Genomic DNA, 16,310 nt, shown 5'->3' with positions numbered 1-16,310 from the left:
TGCTGTGACATAGCCTTTTGTTCCTTTATTTCTCTATTTTTGACGACTTAAAGTTATAAAGGAGCGGCTATGTCATTTCAACTCATCATAAAAGTCGAGCATCGCGTTAAGGTTATGTTTGGCAAGGTAAGATGGTTGGATACTTACGTATAAACATAATGGGAAGGTGAAGGTAATGAGTATTCGCATTGTTCCTAAAGAGCAGTTAGGCAAAGAACGCGTAAATGAAAGAGGTGCTGGTTTTATTCCTCCTTTGCTGTTTGCCAATCTGAAAAACCTGTATCAACGTCGTGCCGAACGTCTGAGAACGTTGGCAACAGAAAACAATCCATTTGCAAACTACCTGAATTTTGTGGCTGAAATCGTACAGGCACAGCAAAAAGCCCTGTATGACAATCCGCTGAATGTGGAGTTGGATGAAATTATCGGTCATTCCCAACAAAAGAATGGCATCCCGTTAGATTGTAAAACCCTGCCCCGTACTCAGCACTGGCAACATATCCTGCATTCCCTGATAGCAGAATTGCTGTCCACCGTGCCAGAACATGTAAAACCTGCCATCGAAAATCTGGCGAAAAACTCAGAACAAGAGCTGGAAGAGATGGCAAGTGCACTGCTGAATAGAGAATTCAGCAAAGTCAGTGCCGATCAGGCGGTGTTTATCTGGGCGGCATTGTCTGTTTATTGGGCACAAATGGCCAGCCTGATCCCCGGCAAGGCGCGGGCGGAATATGGTGAACACCGACAGTTTTGTCCGGTTTGCGGCAGTATGCCCGTTGTCAGTATGGTGCAAATCGGCTCCAGCCAAGGCTTGCGCTACCTGCATTGTCATTTGTGTGAAAGCGAGTGGCATGTTGTGCGAATCAAATGCAGCAACTGTGAGCAGACTCGTGATCTGAATTATTGGTCATTGGATAGTGAGCAGGCGGCAGTCAAGGCGGAAAGTTGTGGTGATTGCGGCAGCTATCTGAAAATTCTTTATCAGGAAAAAGATCCCAATGTGGATGCAGTGGCGGATGATCTGGCATCACTGATTTTGGATGCCAAAATGGAAGAGGAAGGTTTTGCCCGTAGCAGTTTGAACCCTTTTCTATTTCCCAATGAATAAATGTTCCCAATGAATAAATGGTAATGGATGAAACGATGACACAAGCAATAAACTCACTGTACCGTCAATTACCCTCTATTGATCGCGTGCTGCGGGAGCCGGAAATCATCTCGTTGACAGCGCGTCATGGACAGACGCGAGTGGTAGATATATTGCGGGAAATGCAGGAACAGGCGCGGTTCAATATCCGGGAATATCAGACCTTGCCGGAATGGAGTGATAATTGGTCCGTACCATTACGCCAAAGATTGGAACAGGATCAAATGTCAGCGCTGAAGCCCGTACTTAACTTGAGTGGCACGGTGCTTCACACCAATTTGGGGCGGGCATTGCTGGCAGAGTCGGCGATTGATGCGGTGACACAGGTGATGCGTTCGCCGGTTACGTTGGAATATTCCCTTGATGGCGCTGCTCGTGGGCATCGTGATCGCGCGCTGGCGGATTTACTGTGTACCCTGACGGGAGCAGAAGATGCCTGTATCGTCAACAATAACGCCGCTGCGGTTTTGCTGGTATTGGCAACAGTAGCGCAGGGAAAAGAGGTTGTCGTTTCCCGTGGTGAGCTGGTGGAAATTGGCGGTGCATTTCGTGTTCCCGATGTTATGGTGCAAGCGGGTTGTCGTTTGGTCGAAGTGGGAACGACTAACCGAACGCATTTGAAAGACTACCAGCAGGTAATCAACCCTGAAACGGGTTTATTGATGAAAGTGCATACCAGCAATTACAGCATTGAAGGTTTTACTGCCGAAGTATCGGGTGAAGAACTGGCGAAACTGGGTATCGCATCCCAAATTCCGACTGCCATCGATCTCGGTAGTGGTTCCATGACCGACATGGCGCAATATGGCTTGCCGGCGGAACCGATGCCACAGGATTATCTGAGCCATGGTATCGATCTTGTCACTTTCTCCGGTGATAAATTATTGGGTGGCCCGCAAGCCGGAATAATTGTTGGTAAGAAACCGTGGATTGATGCCATTCAACGCCATCCGCTGAAACGTGCATTACGGGCAGATAAAATGACATTGGCTGCATTGGAAGCCACATTGCGTCTTTATCAACATCCTGAACAACTTCGCCAAACGTTACCGACACTGCGTTTACTGACGCGTCCGCAAGATGAAATCCATGACATGGCGCAACAGTTACTGCCCAACATTCAGGCATATTACAGCGACAAATTCATTGTTCGCGATGAACCTTGCTATTCCCAGATTGGCAGCGGTTCCTTGCCTGTGGATCGCTTGCCCAGTTGGGCGCTGACTTTTACTGCGATTGACGGGCGTGGCAGTACATTGGAGAAATTGGCTCATCAATGGCGCAATTTGAACAAGCCCGTGATTGGGCGCCTGTATGATGGGCGGTTATGGCTGGATTTACGCTGCCTTGAAGATGGAAGTGCGTTATTTCAGGCATTATTTTTATAAAAATCCCTTAGAATCGTTGTTATAAATATAGGCTTAATGACTATGATTTTTGCCACAGCGGGACATGTTGATCACGGTAAAACAACCCTGATTCACGCAATCACAGGTGTTGATACGACCCATTTACCGGAAGAGAAAAAACGGGGCATGACTATCGATCTTGGTTATGCCTATTGGCCACAGCCAGATGGCTCTTCGGTAGGCTTTGTCGATGTGCCGGGGCATGAGAAATTCCTGTCTAACATGCTGGCGGGAATGGGGGGCATTGATCATGTTCTGTTGGTTGTCGCCTGTGATGACGGAGTGATGGCGCAAACTCAGGAGCATCTGGCGATCCTGCGTTTAATCGGGCGGCCTGATATCACGGTTGTACTGACCAAAGCCGATAGTGTCGAACAGGCAAGGATCGGGGAAGTCCGGCAGCAGGTGATACAGTTATTGACATCACAAGGCTGGCAATCAGTGCCTTTGTTTGTGACGTCGGCAACAACGTGTGATGGTATTGCTCCGCTGAGAGAACATTTACTGTCTGTCCATCAAAATCGCCATTCTTCCCTTCTTCAAAACCCGCAACAGGAAAAATTGAATCAACGTTTTCGGTTGGCAATCGATCGTGTCTTTACTGTTAAAGGCGCGGGATTGGTGGTCACAGGAACCGCGCTGGCGGGGAGTATTCATGTCGGAGATACGTTGTGGCTGACGGGTTGTGATCAAACTGTGAGGGTTCGTGGTTTGCATGCCCAGAATCAACCTGCTCAGGTTGCGCAGGCAGGCCAGCGTATTGCATTGAATATTGTCGGTGATATCAGCAAAGAGCGCATTTTCCGTGGTGATTGGCTGTTAGCGCAAAAGCCGTTTTCTCAAAAAATCTGTGCATCGCAAAATTCATTGTCCGCGTCTGAAAAAGTATTGGTGGAAATTGAAGCGGATGTACCACTGCAAAATTGGCAATCTCTCCATATCCATCATGCCGCCAGCCATATCACTGGTAGAATTTCATTGCTGAACTCGCTGGCTGATACGCCGATATTGGCTGAATTGGTGTTGGATCGCCCTTTGTGGTTAGTTGAAAATGATCGCCTGATATTGCGTGATATCAGCGCCAAAAAAACGTTGGCAGGTGCAAGGGTCATTAACTTGAATTCTCCGCGTAGGGGGAAACGTCAGCCGGCATTCCTGAATTGGCTATCACAATTGGCGCGGGCGGTCAGTCATGCAGAGCATCTCATGCTGCATTTACCGAATGGCGCACTGTCTCTCAGCCATTTTGCCTGGGCGCGTCAGTTGACAAGAGGCCAGATCAATAGCCTATTGGCAGAAGTAAAGGTCGTTATTGCGGATGATTGGGCATTATCGCAGCATAATGCGGAGTTAGCGGAGCAAAAGTTATTGCAGGTTTTGGCGGAATATCACGAAAAGCACCCCGATCAACTGGGCTTGGGTAAAGCCCGCCTGAAACGGATGGCGTTGCCAACATTGGATGAAACGCTGGTTTATACCTTGATCAATCACTTACTTGGGCAGAAAGCGCTAAAGCAAACGCATGGCGGGCTGCATTTACCTGAACATGGGTTGGCGTTTACCGCAGAACAGGCAAGTTTGTGGTCAAAAGCAGAATCGCATTTCAAGGAGGAAGCGTGGTGGATGCGCGATTTGGCAACTGAAATGGGGGAAGATGAAGAAACCATACGCCGCCTTTTGCGTACTGCCGCACAATTGGGGCTTGTTATCGCTATCGTACCCGATCGTTATTATCACCGCCGGTATATCCAGCAATTTGCTGATTTGATCCGTCAATATGATCAGGCTAATGGAGGCATTACAGCGATAGATTTTCGCAATGAGTTAGGTATCGGCCGGAAATTAGCGATCCAAATTCTGGAGTACTTTGACCGCACAGGTTTTACCCGCAGGAAGATGAACTTGCACGTTTTACGGGATGAGGACGTTTTCTAGCGGCTTGTCATAAAATACCTATTTCACTGGCCGTTGAACTCCTTTGAATCCACGCTGTCTTCATTGAGCGAATTTGCTGCATTTTATTTACGGCATATTTGAAAACCTATGCTATTTTCAGCGAGTGATGTCAAACTGAACTCATGTGTGGAATCCAATAGAGTATGAAGAAAAAGATAATCTCGAAGATTTATCTTGGATTGCTGTTGATTGCTTCCTTGATATTGGTGTTTGAAAAGGGCTGTGATATTTATCCTGCACTGGTGTCTGTCGGCGTGTTTAGCGTCATCTTTGGTCTGGTTTTCTTAGTTTCAGCGCGTTGGTTATTTTCGGCGGTGTTAACGGGAACCTTATTTATTATCCTCAAATTCCTCAATCAGATAAAAGTCCACTACTACAAAGAACAACTGATGTTTTCCGATTTGAATGTCATGCTGGACCCCTCAAATCAGGAAACCCTGCGCCATTACTGGCTGGCCGGTATTGCGGTAGCGGCGATGGCTATTTGGTTGATATTCAATATGATACTGAGCTGGAAAGCGGCTTTTCCTGTACGCGGTATCAAATGGCGCTTCGCCAGTATCGTTTTGATGGCTGCCAGTGTCTGGGGGATCAATTTAACGGTCAAAGCCTATTACGTTCAATGGCAGAATGAATTGCCGAAAGGGCGGGGAACGATGACCAATATGGTGATGTCGGCCATGGATGCAGAATATCAGCCCCCGAAGTTTGGCACATCGGCTGATTATTTCCTGCAACAGGCGAAAAAAGTGACTCTGCCTGAACCACAGTCTGCCGTGAAACCCGATGTAGTTGTTTTACTGCAAGAATCCACCGTTAATCCTCATCTTTACCAGTTACCCGCTAATGTTAAGTTACCAGATTTGTATATGTTCCAGCACGATGCGGGTGTCAGCGCCCAAAGCCCGCTGAGGGTACAAACGTTTGGGGGCGGAACTTGGTTATCTGAATTCTCTGTTCTAACGGGATTGGATACGGATGATTTTGGCTCACGTAAAAATGCCGTGTTTTACTTTGTTGTCGATCATCTGCAAAACAGCTTGTTTCGTGCGATGAAAGACAATGGTTATTACACCGTTGTGCTGACGCCATTTAATAAATCTGCTTACCATGCAGGGCACGCTTACAAGACATTAGGCGTTGACCGGGTGATCCAGCCACAAGAGTTAGGTTATCCAGCCAGCATGGGTGAAAACCTCTGGACGATTCCGACACAGGATATGTTGTCTTACGTGAAAACTATTTTGGCTAAAGAAACCGATAAGCCAATTTTTATTTTCTCTCTGACAATGTTTGAACATGGCCCTTATGATGAGAACCATCATGATGACTATGGTTTGACTGGCAGCGTTGAACGTTCGGCAGCAGTAAGCAAATTTAGTCATTACATGGAAAAAATCATCGCCTCCGATCCGGCCATCAAGGATTTCAGTGAATTTGTCGCCAAGCGCGATAAGCCTACGGTTTTCCTCTATTTTGGTGATCATCAGCCGAACATCCACTTTGACCATTATCACTCTTCGTTACCTGATCCCGCGCATATTACCCAATTTACTTTACGGGATAATTTGAAACAGGGAGCTTCAATCACGATGGGTAAACTGACTGATATTTCTTTCCTGGGGGGAATGATACTGGAGCGTGCCCGCTTGGCTGCACCGCCATTTTATCAGGCCAATATGGCCATGCGTCATTTGTGTGATGGTGCTTTGAATGATTGTCAGGACAACGCGTTGGTAGAGAGTTATAAGCACTATATTTACCAGCAGTTGAATTCGGCAGGTAAGGAATAACCGCGTTTTTACTTTCTTCTTCTGTACTTGCTTCCTCACTATACTATTCCTTCTGTCAGCGATTCAGACTGGCAGAAGGAATATGTTTATAGGTATATGGCGACGATATGGGCGCTGGTCGTAAATCCAGATAGCTTTTGCGGCGGAATGATTTCTGCCCTGCATCCCATTAACTCAGCAAGATGTTTAATATCCTCATAAGAGTGGATTATTTCTTGGGACTCATATAAATGAGTTTCACCATTAATAATCACTTTTACCGTCATTATGGCTTCCCAGGCCGTGTCGCTCCATGTAGGTGGCGTGAGTGGCCAGTAATTTTCTACCTTGCCCAGCTCAGTGTCACTGATAACACGTGTTTCTTCATGTTTTTCGATAATGTCAGTGAACGTGCTTGGTTTATGTACCTGAATGAAAAGTATGCCGTTTTTATGGGAGTGGCGCTGACACCATTTTAACAACCATTGAATGGATTCTTTTGTAAAGTAACCAACGGAATACCTGAGCAAAGTGAAAATATTAAATTTCAAATCAGGAGGAATAATCGGTTCATCAGAAGGTAAGTGAGAGACAAAATAATTTTCTTCACGCTGTATACCTTTTGCGCCGGAATAGGCTTTCATTCCTTCAGAACCATCAAGTGAATAAGCGTTACACCCCAATTGATGAAATGTCAGTGAATGTCTTGCTGGCCCGGCGAGTAATTCTAATGTGGTTATTTCATGAGGATCGCTGGGAGAAGAGAGATCAAGAAGGGAGCGGCATTCTGCCAGAAATTCTCTTTGGGTTGAAAATGCGTCGTATAACTCAGGATGTTTTGAATATAATTGGCTAATATCGTTCATAAATAATCCCTTGAGTAAAAGGTGATATGGCCCTTATCGTTTCTTGCACTGCTTTGTCTGCTGTTTTTATTTCTCCCTAATGATTTGAAATCGATTGGTTATAGTTTTTTGTTTTAATATTTTGTTTTTATTGGTTATTTTGTTTTTACGGCCGATTTCCATTAAGAATTTTTATTATAAATACTAAAGTAATATTTCTACGATTTAATAGTATGTTGATCGTTCTTTATTCGGTAAATGTTATTTTTTAACAAAAAAGTAATATTTTTAATGATAAGAATATAAGTTAGGTTAAAAAGTGACGGATAGAAGAGGGATTGAATATCCCCCAAAAAACAGGGGGCAATAACCTTGCTGCAAGATAATATGTATTAGTAATTTTTATGGTTTATAGTTGATGTCAATATTCTGGGGAGAGTTGAAATCCAACCCATAAATATCACCACGACACAAAATTTCACTGAATTCAATGACATTATTTTGGCTATTCAGGCTGATTTGGTGAATTTGCAGCAGTGGCGAGTTTTCGGCGATATTGAGCAATATGGCAAGCTCTGCATGGCAGGCAATGGCCTTGATTTTATGATGCACATTGGTGAGGTGGATATTTTGTTGTTCCCAATGAGCATACAGGGAACCTTCCAATAATTCCGGGTGAGGCAGGTAGGCTTGGGGAATATAGGTATTCTCAAGGGAAACCGGAGTGCCGTTAGCAAGGCGGATGCGGCGCAGTTTGGCAATGTACTCGCCCGTGTTAATCGATAATTTTTTCGCTATATCTTCCGGCGCGGGGATAATCTTTCTTGATAACCAATAATTGGATACCGTTCCTCCCTCTTTAATGATTTGGGAAGTAAAGCCAACCGCCTGATTGAGAGAAGAATTTTCCGGTTTTGCAACCTGAGTGCCAATCCCTTGCTGGCGTATGATCACCCCTTTTTCTTCCAGAAGCTGCATCGCCTTACTGACAGTGACTCGGGATATATTGAGCCGTTCTGCTAATCGGCGTTCGGGGGGTAAAAACTCACCTACAGCCAATAATTGTTTTTCAATCGCCATTTCGATGGCTTTTTGCAATTGTATATAACGAGGGCTATTGCTTTTCTTTTCAAGTTGTTCGCGTATCCAGTCAACAAAGTGATTCGGCATATTTTTAACCCCAGTTATTTGATGGCATAAGTGTACATTAGCCTGTACAGCAAGGTATAGAGTGTATTGGAATTAGATTGGCATCACATAATGACAAAATTGGACTTTCATTGGCCTTCATGGTCCGATAAAGTATAAGTCTTGCTTATATAAGAAGTTGGGGGTTTTTCTGAAACTACCCGGCCTATTTGCAAGAAATGTATATCCAGTATGTTTCGAGTTACATCCAGTAAAGCTGTAGCGCGAAAGACGATGGGTGTATAGGAACGTTATGTGTTCTTCAATCTCAGGGCCGATGTCATACATAGGCCCTAAGGGGGCGTGGTGGAAGGTGTCCTGCTGCCATGTTGTGTATGAAGAGACAGAGATTTGATTGGCTCTTTTTTTTGGTTAATCAAATCGAAACGTTGCGCTCTGGTCATGGCGTCATTTTTTGTGGTACTCCGGTAATGCGTGTGAATATTTGCGCCAACCTAGGGAAAGAGAACCATTGAAGCCATGCCCAGAGCCATTTTTCAGGACGATATCCGGTATCTTCATATTCCCTGCTGAGATAATGGTATAAGTTAGTGAAATCAACTCAGATAGGGTTTTTCAGTGATGGAAAACATAATGAGTACACAGCAAGATAGTCATCGGTTTTGGAAGGTAGAACGCACAGGTATAAATATTGTTCCTCCCTCAGAACGTACAGGTACACCTCTGGATCTGTTTTGGGTCTGGTCAGCCGCCAATATTGGCATTCTCGGCATTGTTTACGGTGCCATCATTGTTTCCTTTAAGCTCTCTTTCCTGCAATCTGTACTTGCGGCGCTGCTTGGTCTCTCCAGTTTTGCACTGGTTGGTTACCTCAGTTTCAGCGGTAAATTGGGAAGAACCACAACCCTCACCCTTTCCCGCACTATTTTTGGCATTAAGGGAAATATTGCTCCGACGGTGCTCTTCTGGTTCATCTCCATGGGGTGGGAATCTATCAATATCGTCACCGGCACTTTGACACTTTCCGCTTTATTTCAGGCCTGCGGGCTTCCCGAAAGTATATTTTTGACGGTGGTTAGCATGGTCTTATTTGCTGGCCTGTCAATTGGTGTCACTTTGTTGGGAAAAGAGATGGTCATTGCCTTGCAGCGATGGGTTATCAAGATCTTTGGTGTCATGACACTGGTTGTGGTGTTCTATATTTTGTTTACGACAAGATGGGAAGCGGTATTGGCGATGCCATCGGGCAGCTGGTTAACAGGGTTTCTGCCTGCCGTTTCTGTCGTTGCCGCCGGAAGTGGCATTGCATGGGCTGCAACAAGTGCTGATTATAGCCGCTATCAGCATGAAAGCGCCTCTAAAGTAAAAATTTTCACAGCGGTAACCGCCGGCGGAATGATCCCTCTGGTACTGCTCTTGTTTGCGGGAATTTTGCTTTCCGTCCAATTACCTGACCTGCCCAAATCCGAGAATCCTATAGCCCACATTGGTTCTATCCTGCCGGATTGGATGCTGATCCCTTACTTAATGACGGCAATCGCAGGCATCGTCATCATGGCAGTGATGAGCCTCTATTCTGCCAGCTTGAATTTGTTGACATTGGGGATAAAAGTTAAGCGGGTCCATGCGGTTGCCATTGATTCCATGATTGTACTGAGTGTCGCGGTTTATACCCTATTTGTTACCGGTGACTTTATGGGGCCATTTATCGCATTTCTGATATTCTGCGGCGTATTTTTAGTCTCGTGGGAAGCGATATTCCTGCTTGATTATATTGTCATTAGTCGTAATCAGGGGTATTGCACGGATAAATTGTTTAATTACATTGGCCCTAATGGCGGCATTAAATGGATCCCCATATTGTGCTGGCTACTGGGGGCGCTGGCTGGTTTTCTGGTGACGCAAAATGATTTCATCAGTGGCCCGTGGGCAGTGGGGATTTTCGCGAATTCCAGCCTTGGTCTATTCTTGTCATTTTTCGTCAGTTTTATCTGTTATGGTCTGTATTTAATGCTGAGTAGGTATAAAAAATGAAGGAGCCTTTACTGCCTGTTGTGGTGGTGGGATCAGCGACAGGGGATATTGTTCTCAGATTGCCTGAATTACCCCATGATAGTGAATATTGGGAAGCTGAAGAAATTGATCGGCAAGTCGGTGGCTGTGCATTCAATGTTGCGCGTGCACTTTGTCGCCTTCAATCCCCGGTTATTAATGGCATATTTGTTGGTAATGGCATCTGGGGGGAGTGTGTTACCGCAGAAATGGAAAAACTTGGGCTAAAGGTAACATTGCGTCATCCAACAAAAGACAATAGTTGGTGTTTTGCCATGATGAAACCTGATGGTAAGCGTACTTATGTCTCAGTTCCCGGTTGTGACGATAATTGGAATAGAAAAATGTTGGAGACTATCCTGCTTCCGGAGCAGGGATATGTCTACGCCAGCGGCTATGAATTGGCAAATCCAACAGCGGCTGAATTGCGTGAATGGTTGCTGGCCTCACCTACTGAGCTGACTTTGGTACTGGATTTTGGCCCGCGCCTGATTGATATCGACCCTGAATTTATTCAGGCGCTGCCCGCAGACAGAACAATACTCAGTTTGAATAAAGATGAGATTGCTTTGCTGTGTGGTGTTGGGGATTCAATGACACAGGCCAGCCGCTATGCCAGGGAACATGGCTTCACGATTATTGCACGTATAGGTGCAGAGGGTGCATGGATATGCCAGCCAGATCGTGATCCTGAATACGTGCCGGCTTACAAGGTCAAGGTTGAGGATAGGATTGGAGCCGGTGATGCACATTGTGGCGGTATGCTGGCGGGGTTGTCTCAGGGAATGCCATTACGGGATGCGGTCGATCTGGGAAACCGGGTTGCAGCCGTTGTTGTCAGCCGTCCGGGAGCTAATGGTGCGCCCGTTAAGAGCGAATTGGCAGATTTTATCTTCGGCTGAATCCTCTGAAAAATTACGCAACAAAAAAACCTACTCAATATCATTTGGGTAGGTTTTTTAGATTAAGCCAATGGGGTGATAAGGTAGGTGCAGCGCCGATCGCCGCTGAGAATATATTCGGTTCTTTCCACGTTGGCTTGCAGAATTTCCCGGAATAGCCTCAGTTCTGCCCGACAAAATCCCTGACAGGTTTTGGCAGCCGTACAGATGGGGCAATGATTTTCAAAAAACAGAATAGCGCCATTTTCTTCGACAGAATAATGAGCCATATAACCTTCCTGGCAGCGTATGGCTACCAGACGCTCAACTTTTTCCTGTAACCCTGCCGCCCCTTCCATTGCCTTTTTATAGTTGGAAAAAGCCTCTTTTTCGCGGGCACTGATCACTAAATCAATGGCTGTTTCGCCCAATTGACTGCGAATAATCGTAATTAGATGAGATGTAAGCTCTGCATGAGTATCGGGAAATCGGGCATGGCCTTTCTCCGTAAGATGCCAGAGTTGAATAGGACGCCCAACTCCCCTTGCCTCGGATCTTGCTTCAACCAATCCTTCTTTAGCCAGTTTCACAAATTGTTGACGGGCAGCTTCTCCAGTTGTTCCCAATATCTTGCCGGCATCAGAGGCTTGTAAGGCACCTTGAGTTTTAAGAAGCATTAATAACTTCTCACTCACAGTTTGCCCCTCAATTATTTTATTTTCCAAGTCTGAGCTTGACATATTGTTGGTCCCGACATTAATTTATTCCAAGATTTATCTTGTTTAATTTAACGTAAGATTTTTCACAACTCAACCTGTGTTCAGGATAACAATCATGATAATGACTGAGGAAAGCCGCTGGAGAGATCTGTTTTCCAGCAAAAATGCGCCTAGTGCCATGGCACTTTCACTGGGTGTGGGGTTAATGGCAACCAACACCTTAATCGCGATTACTATTTTGCCTTCTGTCGTCAAAGATATTGGCGGATTGAACCTTTATGCCTGGAATACGACATTATTTGTTGTGGCATCAATTATTGGTTCTGTTCTTTCTGCGAGATTACTTAGTGCATCAGGCGCAAGAAATGCTTATTTGGTTGCGGGTTTTGTTTTTTTCATCGGCAGTTTATTCTGCACCTTAGCACCCACAATGGAGATTATGCTGGTTGGAAGAACCATTCAGGGATTGGGGGGTGGGTTTCTATTTGCACTTTCCTACTTGATGGTTAATCTGGTGTTTGAGCAATCACTCTGGCCCCGGGCTATGGCATTGATTTCAGGGGTATGGGGCGTAGCAACCTTAATCGGGCCGGCTGTTGGTGGCATTTTCGCTGAAATGAACGTGTGGCGTTATGCGTTTGGCATTATGTTACCCATTACCTTACTGTATGCCTTGTTCACTTATCAGATTTTGCCCAAAAAACGGGTACAGGATACAACCAAAACGGCATTGCCGATTGTGCAGCTTATTCTGTTATCCGCCTCCGTACTCGCTGTTTCCTCAGGAAGTTTGTCACAAGATGTGCGTATCAATATTATCGGCATAGTAACGGCGGTGGTATTGGTATCTTTATTGATTGTTCATGAACGCAGAACTTCAGCGAGATTATTGCCTGAAAATGCGTTGAGTCTGCGCTCTCCCCACTTGGCCTTATTCGCCACCATATCACTCTTGGTGATAGGTTTGGCGGGTGATGTTTTTATTCCCTATTTTTTGCAGGTACTGCATGGGCAATCGCCTTTAGTGTCTGGTTATATGGTTGCGACCGCAGCATTGGGTTGGACGCTAGGGGAAATGCTCAGCGCGAGCTGGCATGGTGCGAGAATGCGTTTTTCGATTGTGAGTGGCCCTGTCTTCATGTTGATTGGCATGTTTCTGTTACTTGTGATGCTGCCCTATCAATCAGCAGGTGAGTGGCAAATAATATTACCGATCATTTTGGGATTGGGGTTGTTTGGCTTTGGCGTCGGTTTTGGTTGGCCTCATCTTTTAACCCGTATTTTGCAAGTTTCCAGTGACGCTGATAAAAACATTGCGGGTTCATCCATTACTACCGTTCAGCTATTTGCCACCGCATTCGGTTCTGCACTGGCTGGGATGGTCACCAATATATTTGGATTTTATCAGCCCGGTGGCGTGGAGGGCGCAGCTTCTTCTTCCCATTGGCTATTTCTGCTCTTCTCTGTCGCACCCGTATTGGCATTATTTACCGCGTATAAATCAGCAAGAATTAAAGTGGGGGAATAAATTTATTATCAACGGCATTATCGAAAAAATAATGCCGTTTTTTCATGATGTGCAGCGGAAGATATTCATATAATAGTGATGGTTGATTTCATAAATAAGAGCTAAGGATATTTGATGTTAGTTATTTCCCCTAGGCCAAAGGATGGTTGCCGTATCCGAATGACAGAGCTGAATCGCAGTTATTTATTGATAATTAAACAATTTTTTATACTATTTTTATTGCTCATCGGGATGGGGAACGCATCAGCCAGAGAGATAAAACAAGAAACAACAACTGTTGATATTCCTGCATTAAGCAAGCGCGTAACAGATATATCTGAAGTTCTAACGAAAGAAGAGCGTCAGGGCCTGAACCGGCAACTGAAAAAGCTGCAATCTGTAGAAAAAGTACAGATGGCAGTCCTGATTATCCCGACGACGGGCAGTGATACCGTTGAGGCATTTGCTTCCCGTGTATTTGATAAATGGAAGTTAGGCAGTAAAGAACGCAATGATGGCATCTTGTTTGTGATCGCTTCTGATGACCATAAAATGCGTATTGCAGTTGGCTCAGGTTTAGAACGTAAATTATCCGATGGTAAGGTTACACTCATTTTGTTGCAGGATGTGAAACCGGCTTTCAAAGAAGATGATTATTATCAGGGGATTAGCAAGGCAATTGATTCAATTGGTACATGGCTGAAAAAATCCGAACAAGCGGAAGCACAGAAAGAAACGGCGAAGATTGTTCAGGCTTTTGAAGAAGGCGATGGCGCATTCAACAAGATATCCGGTAAAGACATCTTTATGCTACTGGGTTTTTGGTTGGTGAGTATAATCTTACTGCCACTAAAAGTTTTTCGCACAGGGCATTGGTTTAAGCGTTTTCTCAAGAGTGCCCTGACTATCGCTGTAGGAACCTATGTACTGAACTTTATTGGGTTATTTTCTACCATTCCGGCAGAGTTTTATCTGCTCATTATCCTGTTACCCGTGATTCTGGTGTTTTTTCTGATCTCGTCCGTGGTGTCATTATTGAAAAGCCTATTCGGCAGCCTTTTTGGTGGCTTGTTTGGTGGCTGTAGTTCTGATCGTAACGATGATGATAATTTTTCCGGCGGTGGCGGCGGCAGTCGCGGTGGTGGAGCTTCAGGCGATTGGTAATTGTTTTTTGGCATATTGGTGGGGATTTATCCCCACCTATTTTAGTCATGCTCTTTACTGCTAATATGGCGTTTGTCGGGATTAAAGCAGGAGAGACAAATCACAGCTATTGCCAGGATCAGGCAATAAGCGATAATTGGCCAGGTAGTAGCGTTGGATAAAAGTGTAATGGTGAACGTTCCAATCCCCCCTAACAGTAACCCTCCCAAGCAGAAGTAGACTGCTGTAACCGTTCCTGCTATATGATCGAAACCTTGAAGTGCACCATTAGGTGCTACAGAAACAGCCACAGAGATCCCAATACCGACAAGCCACATTGGGGCAATGAAGCCAAATACCAAATCAGGTATAAGAGTCTCTCCAACTGCCAGCAACAGTGATCCGGCCATTAAGCAGCACATTCCTGCCCGTAACATATTCAAGCTTCCCCACCGGACAATCAGACCTCCCACAAATCGTGAAGTAATCATCATGGCGATGGCTACTGTTGCAAATAGCAAGCTGAAGCTAAGCTGTGATAATCCTTGCCGACCGATCATTATCCAAGGGGCCGTTGAAAGAAAGACGAAGAAGCTTCCCATGCCTGCACTGTAGCAGAGCGTGTACAGCCAGAAATTCAGACGTTTTACAGGAAGAAGTAGTTGCGACCACTGCAAGCTTGCCGTCCGTTGCTGCCGGGTCTCTGGACAGAATTTCCAGGCCGCAATAACAGCAACTGCCATTGCACATCCTAATAAACCAAAGATTGCGCGCCACCCCAGCCAAGTGTCAATCAGCGCTCCGAGCAAAGGACCTACTGCCGGAACTATAGCAAGCATAGAACCGAGCAAGCCATAGATGACGTTGATTTCTTTACGGCCCGAATAGATGTCGCGTACAGCCGCAAAAATGGCTACTAGACATGCCGAAGCTCCACAGGCTTGAATAATTCTGAGGCCCAAAAAAATTTCTGAGGATGAAGTTATGGCAAGGCCAAATGAAGCAACCGTGTAACCAATTCCACCACTAAGCAAAACAGGACGACGACCGAATCGATCTGATAACGGGCCAAACAAAAGCTGACCAGCTCCTAACAGAATCAGGTATACAGTTAATGTTAGCTGGATCGTCCCTGTTCCGGCATTAAGTACATCGGCCATGAGAGGAACGACGGGCAGATACATATCCATACCCAGTGATGCCAGTAAATCGAATGGTGATAACAGTAATATTGTGGCGGTAAGAGAATATTGCCAGGAAAAATCTTTTGAGTGCACGAATCCATCTCCTAAAGTTAAGGAATTGGCGGCGTGCTCATAGAATTGAGAGGTTCTTGAGGACGCCGCAACAACCGAAAAAACTATGGTTGCTGCGGCTTATCTCTCTGTTGTGTGCTCGTTAAGAGTACTCATATGTAGGTTATCCTTGTAGTGAATTCGTACCGTAAACATCTCTATGTTGAGATGCAAAGCGTTTTAAATTACGGATGGTACTTTATAGATAATTGTTCATTTTTTCTAACTATTTTTGCTTAATTGGTGACAGAAGCAGCATTTGTTGGCTGGTCTGTGAGCTTTGGCATTGTGCATTTCCAATATAAACAGAGTGCGTACCTACTGGATATAGCAGAATCAACATAACCTGACACATTCGATGTGCTCGGTGAACAACTCATCAACTGAACATCTTTTTTGTCTTCTTATCGCTTTTGCCCCACTCCATTTGTGTTC

12 protein-coding genes are annotated in these 16,310 nt (G+C 45.2%); 8 read left to right on the top strand and 4 right to left on the bottom strand.

Features of this window, described 5'->3' with window-relative positions:
• Positions 1 to 175: 175 nt before the first annotated feature.
• From fdhE to AAC854_RS17800, 4 genes are all read left to right on the top strand, one after another.
• Complete coding sequence (fdhE, locus tag AAC854_RS17815) at positions 176 to 1,108, top strand: formate dehydrogenase accessory protein FdhE (RefSeq protein ID WP_340618303.1); 933 nt, start codon at positions 176 to 178, stop codon at positions 1,106 to 1,108.
• A 35-nt stretch (positions 1,109 to 1,143) separates the two neighbouring features.
• Positions 1,144 to 2,535, top strand: a complete 1,392-nt coding sequence (gene selA / locus AAC854_RS17810; RefSeq protein WP_340618302.1) for an L-seryl-tRNA(Sec) selenium transferase — start codon at positions 1,144 to 1,146, stop codon at positions 2,533 to 2,535.
• A 42-nt stretch (positions 2,536 to 2,577) separates the two neighbouring features.
• A complete protein-coding gene (gene selB, locus AAC854_RS17805) occupies positions 2,578 to 4,491 on the top strand; it encodes a selenocysteine-specific translation elongation factor (protein WP_340618301.1) in 1,914 nt (637 codons plus the stop codon).
• 164 nt (positions 4,492 to 4,655) lie between these two features.
• Positions 4,656 to 6,305 carry an LTA synthase family protein gene (locus AAC854_RS17800; protein WP_340618300.1) on the top strand — a complete coding sequence of 550 codons (1,650 nt, stop codon included), beginning with the start codon at positions 4,656 to 4,658 and terminating at the stop codon, positions 6,303 to 6,305.
• Positions 6,306 to 6,391: 86 nt separating this feature from the next.
• Here the strand turns inward: AAC854_RS17800 and AAC854_RS17795 are convergent, their stop codons facing one another.
• Together AAC854_RS17795 and AAC854_RS17790 are read right to left on the bottom strand one after the other, a co-directional pair.
• Entirely contained in the window at positions 6,392 to 7,150 is a 759-nt protein-coding gene (locus tag AAC854_RS17795) for a hypothetical protein (protein WP_340618299.1), read from the bottom strand.
• A gap of 381 nt (positions 7,151 to 7,531) precedes the next feature.
• On the bottom strand, positions 7,532 to 8,299 hold the full coding sequence (locus tag AAC854_RS17790; RefSeq protein ID WP_340618298.1) for a GntR family transcriptional regulator: 768 nt from the start codon (positions 8,297 to 8,299) through the stop codon (positions 7,532 to 7,534).
• A 612-nt stretch (positions 8,300 to 8,911) separates the two neighbouring features.
• On the opposite strand from AAC854_RS17790, the gene AAC854_RS17785 reads away from it, so the two are divergent.
• Both AAC854_RS17785 and AAC854_RS17780 read left to right on the top strand, forming a co-directional pair.
• Positions 8,912 to 10,312 carry a purine-cytosine permease family protein gene (locus tag AAC854_RS17785; protein WP_340618297.1) on the top strand — a complete coding sequence of 467 codons (1,401 nt, stop codon included), beginning with the start codon at positions 8,912 to 8,914 and terminating at the stop codon, positions 10,310 to 10,312.
• On the top strand, positions 10,309 to 11,232 hold the full coding sequence (locus AAC854_RS17780; RefSeq protein WP_340618296.1) for a PfkB family carbohydrate kinase: 924 nt from the start codon (positions 10,309 to 10,311) through the stop codon (positions 11,230 to 11,232). Before AAC854_RS17785 ends, AAC854_RS17780 begins: the two co-directional genes overlap by 4 nt.
• A gap of 62 nt (positions 11,233 to 11,294) precedes the next feature.
• Here AAC854_RS17780 and AAC854_RS17775 read toward each other — a convergent pair whose 3' ends face one another.
• Complete coding sequence (locus AAC854_RS17775) at positions 11,295 to 11,951, bottom strand: helix-turn-helix transcriptional regulator (RefSeq protein WP_340618295.1); 657 nt, start codon at positions 11,949 to 11,951, stop codon at positions 11,295 to 11,297.
• A gap of 94 nt (positions 11,952 to 12,045) precedes the next feature.
• Between AAC854_RS17775 and AAC854_RS17770 the strand changes: the two genes are divergently transcribed.
• Positions 12,046 to 13,458, top strand: a complete 1,413-nt coding sequence (locus tag AAC854_RS17770; RefSeq protein ID WP_340618294.1) for an MFS transporter — start codon at positions 12,046 to 12,048, stop codon at positions 13,456 to 13,458.
• Positions 13,459 to 13,572: 114 nt separating this feature from the next.
• Positions 13,573 to 14,601, top strand: a complete 1,029-nt coding sequence (locus tag AAC854_RS17765) for a TPM domain-containing protein (RefSeq protein WP_340618293.1) — start codon at positions 13,573 to 13,575, stop codon at positions 14,599 to 14,601.
• Between the two features lie 41 nt (positions 14,602 to 14,642).
• On the opposite strand, the gene cml is transcribed toward AAC854_RS17765, so the two are convergent.
• The gene (cml, locus tag AAC854_RS17760) at positions 14,643 to 15,857 is read right to left on the bottom strand and encodes a CmlA/FloR family chloramphenicol efflux MFS transporter (protein ID WP_340618292.1); all 1,215 of its coding nucleotides are present in this window, start codon (positions 15,855 to 15,857) and stop codon (positions 14,643 to 14,645) included.
• Positions 15,858 to 16,310 lie beyond the last annotated feature (453 nt).

Origin of the sequence: Xenorhabdus entomophaga, assembly GCF_037996725.1 — a bacterium.
Classification (GTDB): domain Bacteria; phylum Pseudomonadota; class Gammaproteobacteria; order Enterobacterales; family Enterobacteriaceae; genus Xenorhabdus; species Xenorhabdus khoisanae.
The sequence above is the reverse complement of the archived record's forward strand: the minus strand, read 5'-3'. Positions and strand labels throughout refer to the sequence as shown.